Raw genomic sequence first — 22863 nt, forward strand, 5'->3', positions numbered from 1 at the left:
GATCAAAACTGGGGCGTGTACTTGACCGTGAACATGAAGTTGCGCGGCTCGCCGTAGTTGTTGCTGCCGTTGAGCTGGTTGAAGCCGGCCACCCAGTACTTCTTGTCGAACAGGTTGTTGCCGTTGACCGCCAGGCTTACTTCAGGCGTCAGCTGGTAGGCCAGGCGCGCGCTCCACACGGTGTAGCCGGGCACGGTGTAGGTGCGCTCGTAACCCAGGGTGTGGCTCTGGGTGGTGAAGCCCAGGCCCGTGCTCCAGCGCTGGCCGTCCAGCGGCAGGGTGTAGTCGGCCCAGGCGCGCAGCATGTGCTTGGGCGTCCACTGGCTGAACACGCGGCCTTCTTCCTCCGGGTCGTCGAGGAACTTGGTGGTGTTGTAGGTGTAGCCGGCAAACAGCTGCAGGCCGCTGAGCACCTCGCCGCTGATCTCGGCTTCGATGCCCTGGCTGCGCACCTTGCCGGCGGCGGTGGAGCAGTACCAGTCATCGCAGGCAAAACCTGAGGCCACGTCGGTGACGGCGCGGTTTTCCTGGTCGTAGCGGAACAGCGCCAGCGAGGCGTTGACCCGGCCATCGAGCAGCTCGCCCTTCAGGCCCGTCTCGTAGTTGCTGCCGATCACCGGCTTGAGCGGCTGGTTGTTCACCGCGCGTTCGGTCTGCGGCACGAACACGTCGGTGTAGCTGGCGTACCAGGCCCATTCGCGGGTCAGGTCATAGACGAAACCTGCGTAGGGCGTGACTTCGCCGGTCTCGGTCATGCGGCTGGTGGGGTAGCGGGTGCCAGGGTCGCTATGGCTGTCGAAGTCGATCGAGTCCCAGCTGTAGTCGAACCAGCTGACCCGCGAGCCGACGATCAGGGTCAGGTCGTCGCTGGGCTTGACCCGCCACACGCCATACAGGCCCTTCTGGCGGATGTCGTAGCTGGCCTTGTTGGCGCGTGCCAGCTTGCCGTCGAGCAGGCTGTCGCGGCTGGGCTCGGGGCGGTGGTGGTCGATGTCGAAGAGGCTGTCGCCGGAGGCGTCGAAGTTGCGCCAGTAGGCGTCGTCGGAGGTCAGCTTGGAGTAGTTGCCGCCGACGGTGATCTCGTGGGCCAGGGGGCCGGCGTCGAAGTGGCCGACCAGGTTCATGTCCAGGCCCAGCTTGGTGTTGTGAAAATCGGTGATCCAGTCGGCGTAGGTGATACCGCTGCCATCGGCTTTCACGCCCTGGCCGGTGGATTGCACGCGCTGGTGCGTGGAGGTGTTGGTTTCGTCCATGCGCACGGCGGCGGCCTTGAACGCCCAGTCGTCGTTGAAACGGTGCTCCAGGTCCAGGTAGTAGGTGGTGACGTCGGTTTCGGCGCGGCTCCAGCGGGCGCCGGTGAAGGTCGAGCGTGGCAGGTCGACCGGCTTGCCGTCGGCATAGCGGGGGATGCCGCGCAGCATTGGCCGCGACTGCTGGCGGTTGTAGCTGATGCCGCCGCCCACCGTGGTGGCGTCGTTCAGGTCGATGTCCAGCGCGCCATACAAGGAGTGGGACTTGCCCCACTGGTAATCGATGAAGCTGTCGCTCTGGTCCTCGTCGGCGACCATCCGGCCGCGCACCCGGCCGTCGTCGGTCAGCGGGCCGCCGGCGTCCAGTTGCAGGCCGTAGTGGTCCCAGCTGCCGGCCTTGCCGGTGACGCTCACGGTCGGCGTGGCCTGGCCGCGCTTGCGCACCAGGTTGATCGCCCCACCCGGGCTGCCGGTGCCTTGCAGCAGGCCCGAGGCGCCGCGCAGCACTTCGACGCGGTCGAAGAACACCAGGTCCTGGGTCGCCCAGTTGCCCAGCGAGTAGTTGTTGCGCGGGATCGGCACGCCGTCGTATTGCCAGTCGTCGATCTGGAAGCCGCGCGAGGTCACCACCACGCCCGGGCCGATGCCCTGGGCGCCGACGATGCCGGTGGTGTGGTTGAGGGCGTCCTGCAGGTCGGTGATGCCTTGGTCATCGAGCTGCTTGCGGGTAATCACCGTGATCGACTGGGGGATTTCCTTGAGGCTGTGGGTGCCCTTGCCCAGGGTGACCGCACGGGCGGCATACGAGCCGCTGCCTTCGCTGGTGGCGTCGAGGTAGTCGTCGGTGATGCTGGTGCTCCCCAGCTCCAGTGCATCACCGCCTTGGCTGGCCGGGGCCACGCTGAAGTGCCCGCTGCTGCTCACGCGCAATTGCAGGCCGCTGCCGGCCAGGGCCGCTTGCATGGCTTGCTCGGCGCTCATCTGGCCGACCACGGCCGGGGCCTGCTTGCCCCGCACCAGCGCAGGTTCCAGGGCGATGATGGTGCCGCTCTGGCTGGCAATGCGGTTGAGGGTGGTGGCCAGGCTTGCGGGCGGCAGGTCGAACGCCAGGGCCTGGGCCTGGGCAAGGGCGTGGAAACTGGTGAGGGCGGCGACCAGGGGCAGGGCGCGGGGCCAGAGGTTGTGCACGGAATTCTCCCGATTGTGTTGGCTTGTCAGGAGATAGGTGCAACGAGAAATGAAAACCGGACACGCTTGATAATGATTTTCATGATTATTTTTGCGCAGGGCCGATCAGGGTCAGCCACGGGCCATAGTGCTCGACGCTGATCGGCAGGCTTTCGGCCAGCGCCTGCAGGGCTTGCCGGGGCTGGTCGAGGGGGAATACGCCTTGCACCCGCAGGTTGCGCACCGCAGGCGCCAGCCGCAGGTAGCCGCGCTGGTACGGGCGCAGGGCATCGATCACTGCCTGCAGCGGTTCGTCGAGCACTTCCAGGCGGCCATCCAGCCAGGCGGCGCGCTGCTGTTGCTCATCAGCCAGCGCTTCGATGGCGTTGCCGTGCAGCAGCGCCGCCTGGCCCTGTTGCAGGTCGAGCCATTGGCCGTCGGGCAGGCTGGTGCGCACGCTGTGCTCGAGCACCACGACCCGCGTGGCAGTGGCTTCCTGGCTGACCAGAAAACGCGTGCCCAGGGCCTGGGCCTGCCCTTGGGCAGTGCGCACGCGCAAGGGGCGGCGGGGGTCGGCGGCAACCTCGATCAGCAACTGGCCACGGCGCAGCACCAGCAGGCGCTGCCCGGCGTCGAAATACAGGTCTACGGCGCTGGCGCTGTCGAGGCTCAGGCGGCTGCCGTCGGCGAGGGTGAAACTGCGGCGCTCGCCACTGCCGGTATGCAGGTCGGCCAGCCAGTTCTGCGCCGTGTCGCTGCGCCAGCCGCCCCACAGGGTGCCACCGAACAGCCCGACACTGGCCAGCGCCGCGAGCACGTCACGCCGCGAGTGGGTGGGCTGCAGCAACACCTGGCGCGCCTCGGCGGCTTGGCCCGGGGCGCGTTGCTCCAGGGCGCGCAAGGTGGCGACCGGCTTGCCCAGGCGGCGCTGCAGGCGCTCCCAGGCCTGCTGGTGGGCCGGGTCCTGCTGCAGCCAGTGGGCCAGGCGTTGCAGCAGGGCGTCGTCGGGGGTGCGGGCGTTGAGCGCCACCATCCAGTCGATGGCCTGTTCGCTGACCGCGTCGAGCTTGCCGCGGCTCACGGCTGCACCTCGCACAGGTAGCACTGGCGCAGGGCCTGCTTCATGTAGCGGCTGACGGTGCGTTCGCTGATCTGCAGCCTGGCGCCGATGTCGACATAGCTCATGCCATCGAGCTGGCTGTACAGGAAGGCCGCCTTGACGATGGCGGGCAGGCCGTCGAGCACCTGGTCGATGGCCACCAGCGCCTCGATCAGCAGCAGTTGCTCTTCGGCGCTGGGGGCCACCGGCTCAGGCAGCTGCGCCAGGCGCTCGAGGTAGGCCTGTTCGAGCTGGCGGCGGCGGTGGCGATCGAAGATCAAGCGCCGCGCGATGGTCGAGAGGTAGGCGCGCGGTTGCGCGATGCTGTCGGGGTCCACGCGCGCGCCGAGCATCTGGCAGAAGGCTTCGGCGGCGGTGTCCTCGGCGTCGGCGCGGTTGCGCAGGCGCTTGTGGATGTGTTGGAGCAGCCAGCGGTGGTGGTCGCTGAAGAAAAAGCCCAGCTTGCGGGTCGACGTGCTGTCCAACGGCTGACATCCAAGTGTGAGTGTGAATCGTTCTCAATATTAGCCGGGTCGCTGGATGCCTCGCAATGGGGCGGCGTCGAACAGTTGCTCGCCCAGCTGCCGGGCGCTGGGCAGCAGCAGTGCGGCGGCGGGGCCTTCGCTGTCTTCGAGCAGGGTCGAGCTGAGCACTTCGGCGCCGCAGTAGTCGAAGATGCCGTGCTCGATCTGCACGCGCATCGCTTCGCCATAGCCGTGGCGCTGGAAGGTGCCGGCATCGGCGCCGGCAATGGCCACCAGGTGCACCTTCTTGCCGCGCAGTTTCTTGACGATGCCGCCGTTGTCGTAGGCGAACGCCCAGCCGTGGCTGAACACGCGCTCGACCCAGCCTTTGAGCAGGGCCGGCAGCGACCACCAGTAGATCGGGTAAACCAGCACCAGCGTATCGGCGCTGTCGATGCGCGCCTGTTCGCGCAGCACATCGGCCGGTGGCGCGGCCTGGCCGCGGTGCACGGCGTGATCGGCGAAGCTGAAGCGCGGGTCGAAGCCTTCGCTGGCGAGGTCGGCGATCTCGCTGCTGTGGCCGGCGCTGGCCAGGCCGGCGGCGATTTGCTGGGCGAGGGCGTGGGTGAGGGACTGTGGGTCGTGGTGGCCGATGACGATCAGGGCGTGCATGGAGTTCTCCTGGGGATGCTACCTACTCAAGGTAACTTACGATTGGTAAGTTACTTTTGGTAGGTGCTGCTGTCAAGCGACGACCCTTCGCGGGACAAGCCCGCTCCCACAGGCCCTCCCACAGGCCCTGTGGGAGCGGGCTTGTCCCGCGAATGGGCTGCAAAGCAGCCCCAGCAAATCACACAGGCAAACTCTGATAAGGCAGCTCATCCCCCGGGCTGCGTTCGAACTGGCGCTTGTACTCGCGGCTGAACTGGGAGGTGCTCTGGTACCCCACTCGGTGCGCCGCCTGCGCCACCCCAAGCCCTTCGCCAATCAGCATCTGCTGCGCCTTGAGCAACCTCAGGCGCTTGAGGTACTGCATCGGCGCCATGTCGGTGCAGCGCTTGAAATGCTCATGGAAGGTCGACACGCTCATGTTGGCGCGCGCCGCCAGGTCCTCGACGCTCAGCGGCTCGCTGTAGTGCTCGCGCAGGTGAGCGAGGGCGGCGGCGATGCGGGCGAAGTGCCCTTGCTGTTCCACCAGCGCCCTCAGCACCCCGGCCTGGGGGCCGCGCAGCGCGGTGTACAGCACCTCGCGCACCCGCGCAGGGCCGAGCACCTTGGCATCCAGCGGGTCCTGCAGGCAGCGCAGCAGGCGCTCGACGCTGTCGCGCATCGGCGCATCCAGCGCAGCCGAAGTCATCGACTGGGGCGTTTGCGCCTGCACCGGTGCGCCGGGCGCCAGGCCCATGCTCTGCACCAGCTCGCTGAGCACGCCGCGGTCGATATCCACCGCCACCCCCAGCAACGGCGCCTCGGCGGTGGCGAAGGTTTCGCACATGAAGGGCACCGACAACGCCTGCACCAGGTAGTGGCCGGCGCCGTATTCCAGGGTCCGCGGCCCCAGGCGCGCCAGTTTGCTGCCCTGGGCCAGGATCATCAGGCTCGGCTCGTACAGCTGCGGGCTGCTGGCCACATAGTGCTCCCAGCTCAGCACCTGCACCTGGGGCAGGTGCGTGGGCACGAAGCCTGGGCGGGTGGCCAGGCGGCGGATCAGGGTGCACAACGTGGCGTTGGCGTCGACGTGGCGAGTCAGTTGCATGATGAACCAGGGCAGAGAATCAGACACTGGCATCATCGCAGATTGAAGGCCAGGCGCCAGGTGCCGGGGGCAAGGTTCGGAGAATCAGGCATGCATGCCGGAGAATCTGCCGTGGGCAGGGCGGTTTTCGGCGCGCAGAATTCGCCGCCTGAATCGTTTCACTTCTATGCGAGGTCCTGCATGTATACCGCCATCGGTTACGCCGCCCAAACCCCCACCAGCCCCCTGGCCCCCATGACCTTCGAGCGCCGCAGCCCGCGTCCGGACGACGTCGCCATCGAGATCCTGTACTGCGGTGTGTGCCACTCCGACATCCACCAGGCGCGCAACGAGTGGGGCATCGCCGTGTACCCGCTGATGCCCGGCCACGAGATCATCGGCCGGGTCACTGCGGTCGGTGCGCAGGTCACCGGGCACAAGGTCGGCGACCTGGTCGGGGTCGGCTGCATGGTCGATTCCTGCCGCCACTGCGAGGCCTGCGCCAAGGACCTGGAGCAGTACTGCCTGGAAGGCCCGACCATGACCTACGCCACCCCCGACCGGGTCGACGGCAGCAACACCCTGGGCGGCTACTCCAGCAGCATCGTGGTCAGCGAGCACTTCGTGGTGCGCATCCCGGCCGGCATGGACCTGCCCAGCGCCGCGCCGATCCTGTGCGCCGGCATCACCACCTACTCGCCGCTCAAGCACCATGGCGTCGGCCCTGGCCACAAGGTCGGCATCCTCGGCATGGGCGGCCTGGGCCACATGGGCATCAAGCTGGCCAAGGCGCTGGGCGCCGAAGTGACCTTGTTCACCCGCTCCCAGGCCAAGGCCGAAGAAGCCCGCCGCCAGGGCGCCGACCATGTGATCGTGTCCACGGATGATGTGCAGATGCGCGCCGCTGCCGGGCGCTTCGACTTCCTGCTCGACACCATCCCGGTGCAGCACGACCTCAACCCGTACCTGGAAACGCTGAAGTTCGACGGCGTGCACATCCTCGTGGGCCTGATCGAGCCGATCGACCCGGCGCTGCATGCGGCCAACCTGGTGCTCAAGCGCCGGGTGCTGGCGGGGTCGTTGATTGGTGGCATCGCTGAAACCCAGGAAGTGCTGGATTTCTGTGCCGAGCATGACATCCGCTGCGATATCGAGATGCTCGATATCCGCAATATCAACCAGGCCTACGAGCGCATGATTGCCGGGGATGTGAAGTACCGGTTCGTGATCGACATGGCCACGTTGCAGGGCTGATTGCTGTCTGTTGCGCCCCTATCGCCGGCAAGCCGGCTCCCACAGGAAACCCACTGCCCTAAGGCCTGTGCATCACCTGTGGGAGCCGGCTTGCCGGCGATGGCGGCGCAGCAGATCTACCAGACCAGCGCCCTGTCCAACCCCTTCCAGAACAACCAGCGCCGCACCTCGCCATGCTCCCCGGTGCCGATCTGCCACTCAGGCCGCCCAGCGCCCAGGGCAATCACCGATATGAACCCGGCATGGCTCGCCGCAACCAGGGTGCGCCCGTCCGCGCTGATGTCCATGGCGCTGATGGTCGAGCCCAGGTAATGCTGCCAATGCTCCGCCCCGTCCTCGCCAAACGCCCGCAGGTAGCCATAGGCATCGCCGACGATGTACTCGCCATTGCCCGCCACCCCGGCGTACACCCGCGCGCCCTCCTGCAGCAGCGGGGTGCGTGGGTCTTCGCTGTAGTACTCGGTATCCAGCCCCGGCAGGTCGGCCACGCGCACGCCCAGCGTGCCGCCATTGTAGAAATGGCAGGCGTTGACGATCAGCTGGTCGCCCTTGCGGTTGAACAGGGCGAAGTGCGGGTATTCGCCGCCCGGGCCGATCTGCGCAAGGGGTTGCAGCTGCTCGTCCAGCACCAGGTGCCGGCTGCTCTGCTCACCCAGCACGATCAGCCGGCCATCTGGCGAGACTGCGCCATGCTCCATGGACAGGCCCAGGGCGATGTCGTCAGGGTCGGTGCCTTCGGTCAGCTCCTCCAGCACCTGCGCCGCACTGGGCAGCAGGCGCGTGGCGCCCTCGGCGGCCAGCACGAAAATGCCCTCGGCGCTGACCAGCAGCACCCGCTGGCCATCGGCGAAGGGCACAAGCGTAGTGGGGGTCGGCGGCAGGTCCAGAGGGTCGAACGGATAACCCGTTGGCAGCCCCTCCAGCCCGTTGGGCCAGGGCAGGCGGGCGACCAGCGGGCCGCCCCAGCCATCGCTGACCCTGACCCCTTCGGCGTTGGCCAGGGCGAAATAGCGGCGCTGCGGGCAACGGCCGAAATGATCGATACCGATCACCGGCGTCACGCCGTGTTCGCCGATGCGCACCACCTGGCCTTTCTCGTAGGGCCTGCCGATGCGTGCCAACAGGCTGCCGTCATCGAGCAGCAGCACCGTGCAGATGCCTTGCCCATGTTGATCGAGCAGCGGCACCAGCGGCTGGTGCGCGGGCGGCCAGGCGGCGCGGAAGGCCTGGCGCCGGGTTTCGTCGACGCCTGGCTGGTTGATGGCCTGCAGGGCCGCCTGCCAGGCCTCGAGCAGGTGTTCGGTGGCCGGGGCCTGGGGTTCTTCGAGGTCGTCCCAACCGTGTTCGCGGCCTTGCGCAACGTAGTGGTTGATGGCCCGGGCATAGGCCGTGACCGCTTGCTGCCACTGCTGCTGGGGGTGTTGCTTGTCCATGGACGGATCGCACTCCTTGTTCCGTTTGCCTTCAGACAGACCGCGCATGGTACCCGCAATCCGCCCACGGTTGTGAGGCCCGGCATTGGCGCGTACCATGCCCGCATTCCCCCAATAACAAACCCGTGCCTCAGCGCGGCCGATACTTGGCCCCTGACGCGCGTCCTTTCGCCATGCCTGCGGAGAAAGCATCCCACCCATGAACGGACCCCTACCCAACGACCTGCCACCGACGGTCGGCAGCGGCAGTTGGCTGAGCGTGATCGCGCTGGCCCTGGCTGCCTTCATCTTCAACACCACCGAGTTCGTGCCGGTGGCGCTGCTCAGCGACATCGGCAGCAGCTTCGACATGAGCACCGCCCAGGTCGGCCTGATGCTGACCATCTACGCCTGGGTGGTGGCGCTGGCCTCGTTGCCGATGATGCTGCTCACGCGCAACGTCGAGCGCCGCCGCCTGCTGTTGTTCGTGTTCCTGGTGTTCATCGCCAGCCACGTGCTGTCGTGGCTGGCGCAGAGCTTTGCCATGCTGCTGCTCAGCCGCATCGGTATCGCCCTGGCGCATGCGGTGTTCTGGGCCATCACCGCCTCGCTGGCGGTGCGCGTGGCACCGCCCGGCCAGCAGGCCAAGGCGCTGGGCCTGCTGGCCACCGGCACGACCCTGGCGATGGTGCTGGGCATTCCGTTGGGTCGGGTGGTGGGTGAGGCGCTGGGCTGGCGGGTGACCTTCCTCAGCATTGCCGGGGTGGCCCTGGCCACCATGCTGTGCCTGATGAAATCGCTGCCGCTGCTGCCAAGCCAGAACTCCGGCTCGCTGCGCAGCCTGCCGGTCCTGTTCAAACGCCCGGCGCTGGTGATTACCTATGTGCTGGTGACCCTGGTGATCACCGCGCAATTCACCGCCTACAGCTACATCGAGCCGTTCGCGCTGCATGTGGCGCAGATCGGTGGCGAGCGCACCACGCTGGTGTTGCTGCTGTTCGGTGGCGCCGGGGTGTTCGGCTCGCTGTTGTTCAGCCGCTACAGCGACCGCTTCCCGCATGGCTTTCTGGTGGGTTCGATCGGCTTGCTGGCCGCTTGCCTGCTGTTGCTGCTGCCGCTGTCGGGCAACTTCTATGCCTTTGCCGCGCTGAGCATGTTCTGGGGGATTGCGATTTTGAGTTTCAGCCTGTCGTTGCAGTCCAAGACGCTGAAGCTTGCGTCCGATGCCACGGATGTGGCGATGGCGCTGTTTTCCGGCATCTACAACATCGGCATCGGCGGCGGGGCGTTGCTGGGGAGTATCGTCAGCAGCCAGATGGGCGTGGCCGATATCGGCATGGTCGGCGGCAGCGTGGCGGTGGCCGGGTTGCTGCTGGCGGTGGCCAGTACCCGGCGCTTTCGCGAGGCGCTTGGCAGGTGATTGAGCTTTAGGGCCCATCGCCGGCAAGCCGGCACCCACGGCTACCCCACAGTATGCTGTGGGAGCCGGCTTGCCGGCGATGGGGCCTAGAGGTTCAGCCCAGCAGCGCGGCCCAGGCCGACACCAGCAACATCCCCGCCAACCCCCGGTTGAACCACAGCAACCGCCCCGGTGCCTGCAGCCAGCGCGCACTGCCCACCCCCAGCAGCGCCCAGGCCGTCATGCACGGCAGGGCGATCAGCAGAAACACCAGCGCCAACTGCCACACCGGCAATGCAGGCGCCGCGAACACGCCTATCACCGCCACGGCCATCATCCACACCTTGGGGTTCACCACCTGCAGGGACGCGGCGCTCCAGGCACTGAACGGCTTGTCTGCGCCGACCTCCAGCGGCTGCTGCGCGCTGCGCAGAATGCGCCACGCCAGCCAGCTCAGCCACAACACGCCGGCCCAGCTCATCAGCCGCTGGGCCAGCGGGTGGCGCAGCAGCAACTCGCCAAGGCCCAGCCCCACCAGCAGCACCACGGCCGCCGCCGCCGCGCAACCGGCCAGGATCGGCGCCACGCTTGCGCGCAGGCCCAGGCGCGCGCCATGGGCGAGGATCAGCAAGTTGGTCGGCCCTGGGCTGATGCTGGCGACCAGGGCGAAGAGGATGAACGGCAACAACGAATGGGACATGGTCAACGGCTCCGAATGATCAGAGCCCCATGCTCGGCGATTGCCTGGCGTCAGTCTGGAAGGTTTGAGCAGCGCCGGCGGTAGTCGGCCGGGGTCAGCTGGTAGGCACGGCGGAACCAGCGCCCCAGGTGGCTCTGGTCGGCAAAGCCCAGGGCCATGGCCACTGCGCTGGGCGTCTGGCCCTGGGCCAGCAGGCGCCGGGCGCGGGCCAGGCGCAGCTGGATCAGGTAGGCGTGCGGCGCCAGGCCGAAGGCCGCTTTGAACGCCCGGGTCAGGCGGAAGCGGTCGACGCCGCAGGCCTGCGCCAGGTCGTCGAGGCTGATGTCCTGGTCGAGGTGGGCATGCAGGTAGTCCCGCGCCCGCTGAGCGGTCAATGGCAGGCGCGGGTCGGGGTTCAGGCGCTTGCGCCAGTGCAGGTGGCGGGTCAGGCAACTGAGCAGGTCATCGGTGGCGGTCTGCCGAACGATGCGCAGCTCCTCGCCATGCACGGCCTGGAAGGCGCGGGCGGTGGCACCGGCCAGACGCAGGTCGTGGCACAGCGGGTCGGCGATGCTTGGCAGGCTGTCGCTTGGCGCCTGCTCGAACAGCGCGCGCAATTCGGCCTCCAGCCAGTGCGGCTGCAGGTACAGGGTGGAGTAGGTGAAGCCCTCTTCGGTGGGGGCGTGGCCATTGTGGATGTCGCCGGGTTCGAGCAGAAACACATGCCCTGGCGTGCTGTGGTGGCGCACCTTGCGGCAATCGAACTGCTGCACGCCTTGCTCGGTGAAGCCGACCAGGAAGCTGTCGTGCCAGTGCGGGTCGTAGGCATGGCCGACGAAATGCGCACGGACCGACTCGATGCCGGTGCCGGCGTCTTGCTTGAGGTCGATCCAGTTGGGCATGGCGGTGGGGCTGCTGTGGTACAGGGCAGTACACCTTAGCGCGTCGGCGCCGACGGGTTTAGAACATTTGTGCAGGCTGCAGGGCGCTGAAACGCTCGCGCAGCCACAGGTGCAGCTGCGAAACCGCAGGCGAAAGCTGCTTGCGGTGCGGGCACACCAGGGTCACCGGAGTGAGTTCGCCGGGGTGCTCCGGCAGCAGCACCTGCAGCTCGCCGGCCGCCACGTTGGCGCTGACATCCAGCCACGACTTGTAGGCAATGCCTTCACCCAGCAACGCCCAGCGCCGCACCACATCGGCGTCGTCGCTGAACAGCGGGCCACTGACCTGCACCGTGCGGTTGCCGAGGCGCCATTTGTCATACACGCGCCCCAGCTGCAGGTACAGCAGGCAGGCATGCTGTTGCAGGTCGTCCAGCTGCTGCGGGCGGCCGTGGCGCGCGAGGTACTCCGGCGAGGCCACCAGCACCCGGCGGTTCCACGGCGCCAGCGGCAGGGCGATGTAGTTGGCGTGCTCGTTGAGGCCGTAGCGGATGGCCACGTCCACCGGGTCGCGGAACAGGTCGGCGACCTGGTCGGAAAGGAAGAAGCGCAGGCTCAGGTCGGGGTGGTCGCGGCGAAAGTCACTCAACCACGGCAGCAGGATATTACGCCCAAGGTCCGAAGGCGCCGACACCTGCAGCACGCCGCGCAGGGTGCTGTGCGCGCCGTGCAGGTTGTCGCGCCCCTGGCGCAGGCTTTCCAGCACGTTGAGCGCGGTGGGCAGGTACAGCTCGCCTTCGGCGGTCAGGCGCAGGCTGCGGGTGGTGCGGGCGAACAGGCGCACATCGAGGTCGCGCTCCAGGCGCTTGATGGCGGCGGCGACTTGCCCGGGCAACAGGTCGGCCTCGTGGGCGGCGGCGGTGAAACTGCCCAGGGCGCTGCTGCGCACGAAGAGTTCGAGGTCGGTGATGCGCAGCATTTTCACTCCAGAAGATAAAGTGTTCCTGCATTTTGCCGGTTTTTCTTATCTGCAGGAAAGATAGTATGCGGCCCATGTCCTCATCCCATTATCGGAGTCACCCCATGGATACCGTCTCGCTGGCCAAGCGCCGCTACACCACCAAGGCCTACGATGCTGCGCGCAAGATCCCCCAGGCCACCATCGATGCCTTGCTCGAGCAACTGCGCCATAGCCCCTCGTCGGTCAACTCGCAGCCTTGGCACTTCGTCGTCGCCGACAGCGCCGAGGGCAAGGCGCGCCTGGCCAAGAGCACGGTCGACGGGTATGCCTACAACACGCCGAAGATTGTCGATGCGTCCCATGTCATCGTGTTCTGCACCCGCACCGAGATGACCGAGGCGCACCTGGACACGCTGCTCGATCAGGAAGCCGCCGACGGGCGTTTTCGCGATGAGCAGGCCCGCGCCGGGCAGAACCAGAGCCGCCGTCACTATGTGAACCTGCATCGTTTCGAGCAAAAGGATGTGCAGCACTGGATGGAGAAGCAGACTTACCTGGCGCTGGGCACCGCGCTGCTGGGCGCCGCCGCCCATGGGCTGGACGCAACGCCGATCGAGGGTTTCGACAGCAAGATCATGGATGCCGAACTGGGGCTGCGTGAGCAGGGGTACACCAGTGTGGTGGTGTTGAGCCTGGGTTATCGCAGCGAGACGGACTTCAATGCCGGGCTGAACAAGTCGCGGTTGCCGGCTGCCAAGGTGTTCACCTTCCTTTAAGCCAGTTGCCGGCCTCTTCGCGGGGCAAGCCCGCTCCCACAGTTACTGCACTGCTCTGAAGACTGTGGGAGCGGGCTTGGCCCGCGAAGAGGCCCGCTCAGCCCACAGAGAAAACGGGCGTTACCACAACGCCACCGCCCCCGCCGCAACCACCCGCGCAAACACCTCGATCGCCTTGTCCACGTCCGCCTCCCGGGTAAACCGCCCGATGCTGATGCGCACGCTCTTGCGCGCCCGCTGCTCATCCAGCCCCATGGCCAGCAGCACATGCGATGCTGCATTGCTCGCCGAATTGCACGCCGAAGTCGTCGACAATGCCAACTCGCTGGCCAGGGCCAGGCTGTTGAACCCCGGCGCTTCGATACACAGGTTGAGGGTGTGGGGGATGCGCTGCTGCGGGCAACCATTGAGGCTCACCCCAGGCAAAGCCAGCAACCCTTCGCGCAGGCGTCGCGCCAGCTGGTCCAGGCGCTGGTGCTCGCTATCGCCCGGCTGCCCGGCGAGGGCGAAGGCGCTGCCCATGCCGACGATCTGGTGGGTCGGCAAGGTGCCCGAACGCAGGCCACGCTCGTGGCCGCCGCCGTGAATCTGCGCGCGCATCAGCGCCCGCGCACGCGGGCCGACGTACAACGCACCAATGCCCTTGGGGCCATACACCTTGTGCGCCGAGAACGACATCAGGTCGACCGCCGTGTTGCGCAGGTCGATGGCCAGCTTGCCTACTGCCTGGGCCGCGTCCACGTGCAGCAGTGCGCCATGGGCGCGCACCCGCTCACCGATGGTGGCGAAGTCGGTGACGGTGCCCAGTTCATTGTTCACCGCCATCAGCGACACCAGGCGGGTATCGGCGCGCAGGGCCGCTTGTACCGCATAAGGCTGGATCAGGCCCGCCGCGTCCGGGGCCAGGCGGGTGACGGCCCAGCCTTGACGCTCCAGTTCGTTGACGGTATCGAGCACGGCCTTGTGCTCCAGCTGGCTGGTGATCAGGTGGCCGGGCTCGCCGATGCCCTGGGCGATGCCTTTGAGTGCGAGGTTGTTGGACTCGGTGGCGCCCGAGGTCCACACCAGTTCGTCGGCGCTGGCGCCAACGCGCTCGGCCACTTGCCCGCGGGCCTGCTCGACCGCGTCACGGGCTGCCTGGCCGTAGGCATGGCCGCTGGAGGCGGGGTTGCCGAAATTCACTTGCTGGCCGAGGCAGGTGAGCATGGTTTCGATCACCCGGTCGTCGACCGGGGTGGTGGCGGCGTAGTCGAAATAGAGGGGGGCGCTAGGCATGGGGGCGGGTCCGTTGCTGTCGTCGTGGAATCGTCGATCGTGGCAGCAAGCGTACCCGCGCTTGGCGAGATGGTTTTGTCCTTTTCTTGATGCTTGAGGGGTTGAGTGGAGAAAATTATTCTCCTTTATGTCAACCAAGTAGAAATTAATTCAAGCTGGCGCCAATGCCCGTTCTTCTTCGGCCACCACCCGCTCGCACAACTCGATGATCTGCTCGCGCATCCAGCGGTTGGCCGGGTCCTGGTCGGTGCTTTCGTGCCAGTACAGGTGGGTTTCCAGCGGCGGCACGTCAACCGGCAGCGGGTGGTAGCGCAGTTGGTGGCGGCGGGCGAAGCGCTCGGGCACGGTCATCGCCATGTCGGTCTGCTGCAGCACCTGGGAGGCCATCAGGTAGTGCTGCGAGCGCAGGGCGACCTTGCGCTGCACGCCCATCTTGCCCAGCGCCAGGTCGACGTAGCCCAGGCCGTTGCGGCGGCTGGAGATATGGATGTGGGTCATGCCCAGGTAGGCATCGAGGGTGAGCTTGGCGTCGGCCAACGGGTGGCCCGGGCGCAGGGCGCAGACGTAGCGGTCGTGGATGAGCTTGACGTGACGCACCTGCGGGTCGGTGTTCAGCGGCGCGTCGACGGCGAAGTCCAAGCGCCCGGCGGCCAGCTCCTTGGTGGTTTCCCGGCGCTTGCACAGGAAGCTTTCGATCAGCACCGAGGGGGCCAGGCGGCGCAGGCGCTGGAACAGCGGCGGCAGGATCACCGCCTCGGTGAGGTCGGTCATGCTGATGCGGAAGGTCTTGTTGGCCTGCTGCGGGTTGAAGATGCGGCTCTCCTGCACCGAGGTGCGCAGCAGCGCCAGGGCGTTGCGCACCGGGCCGATGATGTTCTGCGCCATGGGCGTGGGCACCATGCCCTGGGCGGTGCGCACGAACAGCGGGTCGTTGAAGGTTTCGCGCAACCGCGACAGCGCGTTGGACACCGCAGGTTGGGTGATGCCGACGATTTGCCCGGCGCGGGTCAGGTTGGCTTCGGTGTAGATCGCGTCGAAGACGATGAACAGGTTGAGGTCGACCTTGCTGAGGTTCATGGGCGCCGCTCTTTGTTGGAATTATCGGCCGATCATATATCGGTTATGAATGTTTATACACGTAGAAAATAGACTAGGTGGATTGAGGCCGGCTGCTCTAGGCTCTGCCCATGTACTTCCAACCGTGAAGGTAGCCCCGATGGATTTCGCCTATTCGCCCAAGGTCCAGGCACTGCGCGAGCGTGTCACCGCGTTCATGGACGCCTATGTCTACCCCGCAGAAGCGGTGTTCGAGCGCCAGGTCGCCGAAGGTGACCGCTGGCAGCCCACCGCGATCATGGAAGAGCTCAAGGCCAAGGCCCAGGCCGAGGGCCTGTGGAACCTGTTCTTGCCCGAGTCCGAATACGGCGCCGGCCTGAGCAACCTGGAATACGCGCCGCTGGCGGAAATCATGGGCCGCTCGCTACTAGGGCCGGAGCCATTCAATTGCTCGGCACCTGACACCGGCAACATGGAGGTGCTGGTGCGCTATGGCAGCCCAGCACAGAAGCAGCAGTGGCTGGAGCCGCTGCTGCGCGGCGAGATCCGTTCTGCCTTCGCCATGACCGAGCCGGACGTGGCCTCCTCGGACGCCACCAACATGGCCGCCACCGCCGTGCGCGAGGGTGACGAGTGGGTGATCAATGGCCGCAAGTGGTGGACCTCCGGCGCATGCGACCCGCGCTGCAAGGTGATGATCTTCATGGGCCTGTCCAACCCTGATGGCCCGCGCCACCAGCAGCATTCGATGGTGCTGGTGCCAACCGATGCGCCAGGCGTGAAGATCGTCCGGCCGCTGCCGGTGTTCGGCTACGACGACGCACCGCACGGCCACGCCGAAGTGCTGTTCGAGAACGTGCGCGTGCCTTACGACAATGTGATTCTCGGTGAGGGCCGCGGCTTCGAGATCGCCCAGGGCCGCCTGGGGCCAGGCCGCATTCACCACTGCATGCGCTCGATCGGCATGGCCGAACGCGCGCTGGAATTGATGTGCAAGCGCGCCGTCTCCCGCACCGCCTTCGGCCGCCCGCTGGCGCGGCTGGGGGGCAACGTCGACAAGATCGCCGACTCGCGCATGGAAATCGACATGGCGCGGCTGCTGACGCTGAAGGCCGCCTACATGATGGACACGGCCGGCAACAAGGTCGCCCGCAGCGAAATCGCGCAGATCAAGGTGGTGGCGCCGAACGTGGCCTTGAAGGTGATCGACCGGGCGATCCAGATGCATGGCGGGGCAGGGGTGAGCGGCGACTTCCCGTTGGCGTACATGTATGCGATGCAGCGCACCTTGCGCTTGGCGGATGGGCCGGATGAAGTGCATCGGGCGGCGATCGGCAAATATGAGATTGGCAAGTATGTGCCGGCGCAGATGATGCGTAGCGGGCGGTAGCTGATTGCTTTGCGGGACAGGCGCAAGGCTTGTCCCGCATTGCAGGTTCAGGACTCTTTCTGAGCAGCCTTTTCGCAGTTTCTATAGGTCCTGGTAGTGAACAGCACAATTACAGAAACCAGCGCCAGCGCTCCCCAGCCATAGGCATAGGTGCCAAGGCTGTCTCGCGATAGGCCAATGATCGGCGGTATCAGAACTACGGAAACCTGATTGGCTGTCATGGCCATCCCCAGCGCGAAACCCTTGCGATCTTCTGGAGCGGTCTCTGCTATATAAGCCACCCAAGGGCCGTACCAGCCGTATGCAAAGAAGCCCGTCACCGCCATGAAAGCACTCAGGATTGCCAGGTTCTGGGTTTGCAGAAAGGGTAAAACTACCAGGATGGCAGTTACCGCGCCCAGGCAAGTCATCACGGGGTAGTACCGTCCAGCCTTGCAACGGTCGCTCCAGGCCGCCAGGATAATTCTGCCCGCGATACCGGCTCCCAGCACCACGAAGAACAACATGGCGGCAACGGAATTTTCAAGGCCTAGCGAAGTGTGGAGGTATAACACCAGAAACACCGAAATGGCGTACTGGGAGGCGGTAAGGCTGGCACCAGACAACATGATCTTTCTCATGGAAGGGTGCGATGCCATCGACAGTCGTGACAGCGCCGCCAACTTCAGATCGATCGGTTTTTTTGCGATGCCTGTTTGTGTTTGGGGTGTTTTGCATAGCGCCATGAATACAAGCGCACCAAACAATGCGATCAGCCCGCCCGCGAGGAAAGCTGCATGAACCGAATATTGGATGGCAATGAATGGAAGCAGCAGTGCAGCCATTGCGCCGCCAAGGGGCAGGCCGGCTTGTCGTATACCCATGGCGAAACCTAGCTGGTTTCCTTTGAACCAATTGGATACGGACTTGCTCCCCCCGGGTTGGGCAGTGCTGTAACCGAAGCCTAACAGGATGAGCGCTATAAGCAGTTGCGCATAGGCGTCAGCCAGCGCCGCCGCGCACAGCGAGGCGCCCACGATCAATGTGCCAATGCCTACAACAAAGCGTTCGCTGTATCTGTCCAGCAGCTCGCCTGCAATCAGAAGGCCAGCCAGCGGGATCAATTGCGCAGCGGAAATCAGCAGGCCTATTTGCCAGTCGCTGAGGCTCATCTCGGACTTGACATTCAATGCGATGGAACCGAAGCCCTGGACGAAGAAGCAGGCGCAGGCTTGTGCGAAAGTCGCTGCAATTAAAATTACCCATCGGTACGGATTGTTGTGAGTGCTCAATTCGTCGGGCTTCCTGTTAGCAATGCGTGATCGTCAGATTGTATTGTTTCGGTCGTTGATTCTTTTCAAGTTAAATGTTGGGTCTCATATGTCCTCTCTTTTTTGTGGTGAAGAAGGTAGGGTTTGAGCGAGTTACAGTCAATATTTTATGTTGTAGGGCGTTTCTTGTTTAAGCAACGCTCCTATGACTTGGGTGGTTTCAGAATCTTGGCGTGATTTTTTGTAGGATATTTCTCTTTTGCTTTGCTAGGCCCATCAAACATTGAGGTAGATGATAATTTCCAGCCTCACTTTGAGCACAAGGAACATGCCAGTGTCTGGAACCAATGAAACTGCCCCCCTGCTGTTGACGATGCGAGGTCAGCTATGACCAATCGCATGAATGTCTTTGGCCGCGGGCAAGGCCTGCACGGCGACAAGACCTCCACAGGTGCTACTTGCCTATCCAGCCTGCCCAATGCCCATCAGATGCGACGCGGGATCTTGCGGCTAGGGGATGTCACGACGCCCTGCCCAGCTTGCGGCAAGAGCGGGAAAATTCTGGAAGGCGAAAGCCGCATCAAGTTCCAGGGAATACCGGTCGCCACTGATGGCGCATTGGTGTCGTGCGACTGCCCGTCGGGCAGTAATTGGCTGCTAGCTCCGCTGGGGCAATTGTCGAGTGGCAGTGCGTCAGCCGCGGCAGGAAATGCGCAAAGCATGGCGCATTCGGGGGCTGCAGCCAGGGGCTCGGCAGCGGCACCATCCGCTTTCATGTCCGCATCTTCGGGCAGCCTGGAGCCTGGGTTTTTCATCGTGCCGCGGAGCATGTCGTTTTCGGGTGTGCTGTTGGAGCTGGCCTTGCATGACAGCACGCTGCCTATCTCCCGTCTCAAATGGCTGAACCCTACCTTCGAGCAGGGTTTCAAAGCAGGGGAGATGTTTGTGGTCGGTGATCCCGACAGTGCCAACGCCTGCACTTCTGAAGAAGCCAAGCTGATGGCTGCCGCCCAGGATGCGCGGTACGCCTTGACGGCGCTTGATTTCGCCGAATCGGATTTCATGATGCAGCACCAGGCACAAATTGCTGGGTTGCTCAGTGGTGCCAGTCAGTCCATGGGTGTGGGCAAGGACATGCTGGATCAGGGATTGAGGCAGGTTAATCAGACGTTGACGCAGATAGAGCATCTCCATCAGCGAGAGTTTATGCGGCATGGGCATTTGAACAGCCGGGAATTCTTTGCTTCGCGGCGGCAGCTGTTGCAGCAGTTGGATGGCCAGTTGAAGGCGGCTTTTCTCAATAAGCAGCTGAATCTCGGCAATTATGAACGGCTGAAGAAGAGTTTGAACATTTCGACCAAGAGCCTGGTGCATCACTGGTCGAAAGCGGGTGGGGCGGGGCAGATTCCGGGGTATGCGACGCATTTGGAGAAAGTGGCAAAGCTTGGTAAGTACCTGCAGTATGGGGGGTATGCCGCAGTAGGGTTGGGTGGTGTTTCATCGTATATGAAAGTTCAGGATGTATGTCGCGCTGGCGAAACCCTTGAGTGCAAAAAGATCCGATTGACTGAGGCAGGCAGTTTCTCTGCTGGATTGGTAGGAGGGGCAATAGGGGCGTCAGTTGCAAGTTCGGCGGCAGGCTCACTATGTGCTGTCTTTGCCATAGGATCTGGAGGACTAGGTGTACCAGTGTGCGGCATGGTGCTGGTGGGAGCGGCGGGACTGACAGGAGGTTTGGGGGGCGGTGCATTCGGTGAAGCAACAGGTGAACTTCTCCACGAGGCTATCAATGATTGACATAACGGGTTGGTCGGTATTGACAAAGCTAATTTTTTTACTCAGCCCTTTCGTCATAGGGATCCCGGGCATTGTCATGAGTGCCTATACAACAATGACAAAGGATTATCATGTTGTCTGCTCAGCCATCACCAGCAACCCATACTTTGAAACGGTGAAATCTGCATGGGGCAGTGGTAGTTTCAAGTGGCGCTGGATGGTTATATGCACGGCAAGTGGATTAGTTGCATTTCCTTGGTATCCTGCGCGTAGAGGAATGCTGGATTTAGATGAGTTGAGAGCGTTCCCTACTCATCTTAAAAAGCGACTGGTGATATCAGCGTGGTTGAGCATGAGCGGATTCATCTGGTTGATGACCGCATGGGCAATGTTCGAACTCAAGTAGATGGCATGCTCGCGAACTCGCCACTGGCCGTGATTTACTTGCCCCTGTGACCCTTGGGAAGCTGGTTTCACAGCGGGCAAGGCGTTTACGGCGTCTTGAGATCCATCATCAGATCCTTGGCCACCTTCGTCGTAAACATGATCATAAGCTTACTCATCTCATCCTGACGACCAACACCTGACTCCGCCCCCCTTGATCGCAGCCTCTTGCGCATACGCTTGCGCATCAGTCGTGATCCTGGTGGCCTCGGCATTGACCCGGGCCTTATCGCGCAGTAATTCAACAGTCTGCTTTTCGATTTCGGCTGGCGCTTTCTCCTGTTCAGCGTTGAGCAGTGTCAGCTGCTTTTGCATGAGATATTCCTTATGCAGGGAGCGCGCATGCTGGCCAAGGGGGAAGCAATACAATAATCAGTCTATTCCCTTGGGTTTTGTAGGAAAGTTCGACTGTGATTTTGCCCATTCGGTATCACGTTCCGGCTTCTCCCCCCGCGTCTTGATCAACGAAACCACCACCCCACCCAGCAACAACCCGAACGTCACCCCCAACGACAATAGCGCCGGCACCTTGCCGACCATGCCGTGGTAGAAGATCTTGCAGCCAATGAAGATCAGCACCAAGGCCAGCGCATATTTGAGATACACAAACCGGTGCATCAACGCCGAAAGCGCAAAGTACAGCGAGCGCAAGCCCAGGATGGCGAAGATGTTCGAGGTGTAGACGATGAACGGGTCCTGGGTAATGGCGAAGATCGCCGGCACGCTGTCGACGGCGAATACCAGGTCGGCCAACTCGATCAGCACCAGCGCCAGGAACAAGGGCGTGGCATAGCGCAGTGCCTTGCTCTGGCCCGGCGGGGTAAGGCGCACGAAGAAGTGCGCGCCGTGGATCTGGTCGGTGACGCGGATGTGCCGGCGGACGAACTTGAGGATTGGGTTGTTGGCCAGGTCCGGGTGGCTGTCTTCTTTGGACAGGGCCATCTTCACCCCGGTGAACAGCAGGAAAGCGCCGAAGAGGTAGAGCACCCATTCGAAGTTCTGCACCAGCGTTGCGCCCACGCCGATCATGATCGCGCGCAGGAACACCACGCCGAGGATGCCCCAGAACAGCACCCGGTGCTGGTAGCGGCGGGGGATGGCGAAGAAGCCGAAGATCATCGCCATGACGAACACGTTGTCCATCGACAGCGACTGCTCCACCAGGAACCCGGTGTAGAACTCCAGCGCCGACTGCGCGCCCAGCTCGTACCAGACCCAGGCACCGAACAGCACGCCGACGCTGAAATAGCACGAATACAGCAGCAGGCTCTCGCGCATTTCGATTTCGCGGTGCTGGCGGTGCAGCACGCCCAGGTCGAGCACCAGCAAGGCAATGACGATGGTGAGGAACACCAGCCACAACCAGGTGCTGGTGCCGAGCAAAGGTGAAGTGAGGAATGTCTGCAGAGCTGTCATGAGCCCCTCCTTGAATGTCGACGTTGCATGGCAACAGTGATCCGACATGGCGGCGCGGTTGCCGTCAGAGGGGCCCGGTATCACGTGGATTTGAGCCTAGACCCAATAAAGCGTGATGCCGAATGGCGCGATGTTACAAAACTTTGCCTGCCAGGGCGGCGGTCAATGCACCCACTGCGCCCGGTCGGCAATGGCTTGCGCCCGTTGCAGCAGTTCGCCAGCACCAGCCTCACCGGCCACCGCCAGGCGCAGCCTGCCCAAGGCCCGGCCCTGTATGCGCTGGATCGAACCTTCAAGCAGGCGCACCTGCGAGCCCAGGGCGGCGGCCAGCAACCCCAGGTCCGGCTCGATGCCTTTCACACCGGTGAAATGCAGCTCCAGGTGCGCCTCGTCCGTGGCCTGGCGCGGGTGTTCGTGGCTGCCCAGCAGCAACTGGCTGACCGCATGCTGCGGCGCCCCGAACACCTGCCACACCTCGCCCTGTTCGACCACGCTGCCGTGCTCCAGCACGGCCACGCGGTCACACAGGTCGCGGATCACTTCCATCTCGTGGGTGATCAGCACGATGGTCAGGCCCAGCCGCTGGTTGATGTCGCGCAGCAGCGCAAGGATGGCGCGGGTGCTCTGCGGGTCGAGGGCCGAGGTGGCCTCGTCGCACAGCAGGATGTCCGGTTGCAGCACCAGCGCACGGGCGATGCCTACCCGCTGTTTCTGCCCGCCCGACAGCTGCGCCGGGTAGGCATTGGCCCGCTCGGCAAGGCCGACCAGTTGCAACAGTTCGCTGACCCTGCGGGCGCGCTCCGGCGCTGGCACACCGGCCATCTGCATCGGCAGCGCGACGTTATCGGCGACCGTGCGGCTGGCCAGCAGATTGAAGTGCTGGAAAATCATCGCCACCTTGCGCCGCAAGTGGCGAAGGCCGGCAGTCCCGAGCGTGGCGATGTCCTCGCCGTCGAGCAGCACCTGCCCGTCGCTGGGCGTTTCCAGGCGGTTGAGCAAACGCAGCAGGGTGGACTTGCCCGCGCCACTGCGGCCGATGATGCCGAACACCTCACCGCGGCGGATGTGCAGGTCGATGCCTTGCAGCGCCGGCAGGTCGCCATAGCGTTTGTGCACCCCGCGCACTTGCAGTTGCGCAGTTGCAGCCAGAACTTCTTGGGGAAAGCGGGTCATGGGTGA

At 64.4% G+C, this 22863-nt stretch carries 20 protein-coding genes and 1 pseudogene; 6 read left to right on the forward strand and 15 right to left on the reverse strand.

Features of this window, described 5'->3' with window-relative positions; genetic code table 11:
• Nucleotides 1-2: 2 nt before the first annotated feature.
• The 5 genes from B3E94_RS21840 to B3E94_RS21860 all read right to left on the reverse strand — a co-directional run bounded on the left by B3E94_RS21840 (nt 3) and on the right by B3E94_RS21860 (nt 5736).
• The gene (locus tag B3E94_RS21840; RefSeq protein WP_286915161.1) at nt 3-2438 is read right to left on the reverse strand and encodes a TonB-dependent siderophore receptor; all 2436 of its coding nucleotides are present in this window, start codon (nt 2436-2438) and stop codon (nt 3-5) included.
• An 85-nt stretch (nt 2439-2523) separates the two neighbouring features.
• Complete coding sequence (locus B3E94_RS21845) at nt 2524-3498, reverse strand: FecR family protein (RefSeq protein WP_286915163.1); 975 nt, start codon at nt 3496-3498, stop codon at nt 2524-2526.
• The gene (locus tag B3E94_RS21850; RefSeq protein WP_286915164.1) at nt 3495-4001 is read right to left on the reverse strand and encodes a sigma-70 family RNA polymerase sigma factor; all 507 of its coding nucleotides are present in this window, start codon (nt 3999-4001) and stop codon (nt 3495-3497) included. Before B3E94_RS21850 ends, B3E94_RS21845 begins: the two co-directional genes overlap by 4 nt.
• 39 nt (nt 4002-4040) lie before the next feature.
• Nucleotides 4041-4652: an NAD(P)H-dependent oxidoreductase gene (locus B3E94_RS21855; protein ID WP_236237912.1), complete on the reverse strand. Its 612-nt coding sequence runs from the start codon at nt 4650-4652 to the stop codon at nt 4041-4043.
• A gap of 178 nt (nt 4653-4830) precedes the next feature.
• Nucleotides 4831-5736, reverse strand: a complete 906-nt coding sequence (locus tag B3E94_RS21860; protein WP_286915167.1) for an AraC family transcriptional regulator — start codon at nt 5734-5736, stop codon at nt 4831-4833.
• A 180-nt stretch (nt 5737-5916) separates the two neighbouring features.
• Between B3E94_RS21860 and calA the strand changes: the two genes are divergently transcribed.
• Nucleotides 5917-6969, forward strand: a complete 1053-nt coding sequence (gene calA, locus B3E94_RS21865) for a vanillin reductase (protein WP_286915168.1) — start codon at nt 5917-5919, stop codon at nt 6967-6969.
• 116 nt (nt 6970-7085) lie between these two features.
• On the opposite strand, the gene B3E94_RS21870 is transcribed toward calA, so the two are convergent.
• Entirely contained in the window at nt 7086-8402 is a 1317-nt protein-coding gene (locus B3E94_RS21870) for a hypothetical protein (RefSeq protein WP_286915169.1), read from the reverse strand.
• A gap of 199 nt (nt 8403-8601) precedes the next feature.
• Between B3E94_RS21870 and B3E94_RS21875 the strand changes: the two genes are divergently transcribed.
• Nucleotides 8602-9801, forward strand: a complete 1200-nt coding sequence (locus tag B3E94_RS21875; RefSeq protein WP_286915170.1) for a sugar transporter — start codon at nt 8602-8604, stop codon at nt 9799-9801.
• A 94-nt stretch (nt 9802-9895) separates the two neighbouring features.
• On the opposite strand, the gene B3E94_RS21880 is transcribed toward B3E94_RS21875, so the two are convergent.
• The 3 genes from B3E94_RS21880 to B3E94_RS21890 are packed head-to-tail and all read right to left on the reverse strand — an operon-like array spanning nt 9896 to nt 12319.
• Nucleotides 9896-10480: a LysE family translocator gene (locus tag B3E94_RS21880; protein ID WP_236238428.1), complete on the reverse strand. Its 585-nt coding sequence runs from the start codon at nt 10478-10480 to the stop codon at nt 9896-9898.
• Nucleotides 10481-10530: 50 nt separating this feature from the next.
• On the reverse strand, nt 10531-11361 hold the full coding sequence (locus B3E94_RS21885) for an AraC family transcriptional regulator (RefSeq protein ID WP_286915171.1): 831 nt from the start codon (nt 11359-11361) through the stop codon (nt 10531-10533).
• A 58-nt stretch (nt 11362-11419) separates the two neighbouring features.
• Nucleotides 11420-12319: a LysR family transcriptional regulator gene (locus B3E94_RS21890; protein ID WP_176517441.1), complete on the reverse strand. Its 900-nt coding sequence runs from the start codon at nt 12317-12319 to the stop codon at nt 11420-11422.
• 104 nt (nt 12320-12423) lie between these two features.
• Here B3E94_RS21890 and nfsB point away from each other — a divergent pair, with 104 nt between their 5' ends.
• Nucleotides 12424-13077: an oxygen-insensitive NAD(P)H nitroreductase gene (gene nfsB, locus B3E94_RS21895; RefSeq protein ID WP_286915173.1), complete on the forward strand. Its 654-nt coding sequence runs from the start codon at nt 12424-12426 to the stop codon at nt 13075-13077.
• Nucleotides 13078-13197: 120 nt separating this feature from the next.
• Here the strand turns inward: nfsB and B3E94_RS21900 are convergent, their stop codons facing one another.
• Together B3E94_RS21900 and B3E94_RS21905 are read right to left on the reverse strand one after the other, a co-directional pair.
• Nucleotides 13198-14352, reverse strand: a complete 1155-nt coding sequence (locus B3E94_RS21900) for a cysteine desulfurase family protein (RefSeq protein WP_286915175.1) — start codon at nt 14350-14352, stop codon at nt 13198-13200.
• Nucleotides 14353-14502: 150 nt separating this feature from the next.
• Nucleotides 14503-15429, reverse strand: coding sequence for a LysR family transcriptional regulator (locus tag B3E94_RS21905; protein ID WP_176513199.1), 927 nt, complete (start codon nt 15427-15429; stop codon nt 14503-14505).
• A gap of 139 nt (nt 15430-15568) precedes the next feature.
• Here B3E94_RS21905 and B3E94_RS21910 point away from each other — a divergent pair, with 139 nt between their 5' ends.
• Nucleotides 15569-16798: an acyl-CoA dehydrogenase gene (locus B3E94_RS21910; RefSeq protein WP_176513197.1), complete on the forward strand. Its 1230-nt coding sequence runs from the start codon at nt 15569-15571 to the stop codon at nt 16796-16798.
• A gap of 47 nt (nt 16799-16845) precedes the next feature.
• Here the strand turns inward: B3E94_RS21910 and B3E94_RS21915 are convergent, their stop codons facing one another.
• A complete protein-coding gene (locus tag B3E94_RS21915; protein ID WP_286915176.1) occupies nt 16846-18069 on the reverse strand; it encodes an MFS transporter in 1224 nt (407 codons plus the stop codon).
• A gap of 366 nt (nt 18070-18435) precedes the next feature.
• On the opposite strand from B3E94_RS21915, the gene B3E94_RS21920 reads away from it, so the two are divergent.
• Nucleotides 18436-19845 carry a PAAR domain-containing protein gene (locus tag B3E94_RS21920; RefSeq protein WP_286915177.1) on the forward strand — a complete coding sequence of 470 codons (1410 nt, stop codon included), beginning with the start codon at nt 18436-18438 and terminating at the stop codon, nt 19843-19845.
• Nucleotides 19838-20230, forward strand: coding sequence for a hypothetical protein (locus tag B3E94_RS21925; RefSeq protein WP_286915178.1), 393 nt, complete (start codon nt 19838-19840; stop codon nt 20228-20230). Before B3E94_RS21920 ends, B3E94_RS21925 begins: the two co-directional genes overlap by 8 nt.
• Nucleotides 20231-20315: 85 nt before the next feature.
• Here B3E94_RS21925 and B3E94_RS21930 read toward each other — a convergent pair.
• From B3E94_RS21930 to B3E94_RS21940, 3 genes and pseudogenes are all read right to left on the reverse strand, one after another.
• Nucleotides 20316-20577, reverse strand: a pseudogene (locus B3E94_RS21930) (membrane protease subunit, stomatin/prohibitin); the annotation flags it as partial.
• A 63-nt stretch (nt 20578-20640) separates the two neighbouring features.
• The gene (locus B3E94_RS21935) at nt 20641-21684 is read right to left on the reverse strand and encodes a TerC family protein (RefSeq protein WP_286915179.1); all 1044 of its coding nucleotides are present in this window, start codon (nt 21682-21684) and stop codon (nt 20641-20643) included.
• 162 nt (nt 21685-21846) lie between these two features.
• The gene (locus B3E94_RS21940; RefSeq protein ID WP_286915180.1) at nt 21847-22857 is read right to left on the reverse strand and encodes a methionine ABC transporter ATP-binding protein; all 1011 of its coding nucleotides are present in this window, start codon (nt 22855-22857) and stop codon (nt 21847-21849) included.
• Nucleotides 22858-22863 lie beyond the last annotated feature (6 nt).

The organism is Pseudomonas sp. UBA6315 (assembly GCF_002438125.1).
GTDB classification, from domain to species: Bacteria; Pseudomonadota; Gammaproteobacteria; order Pseudomonadales; family Pseudomonadaceae; genus Aquipseudomonas; species Aquipseudomonas faucium.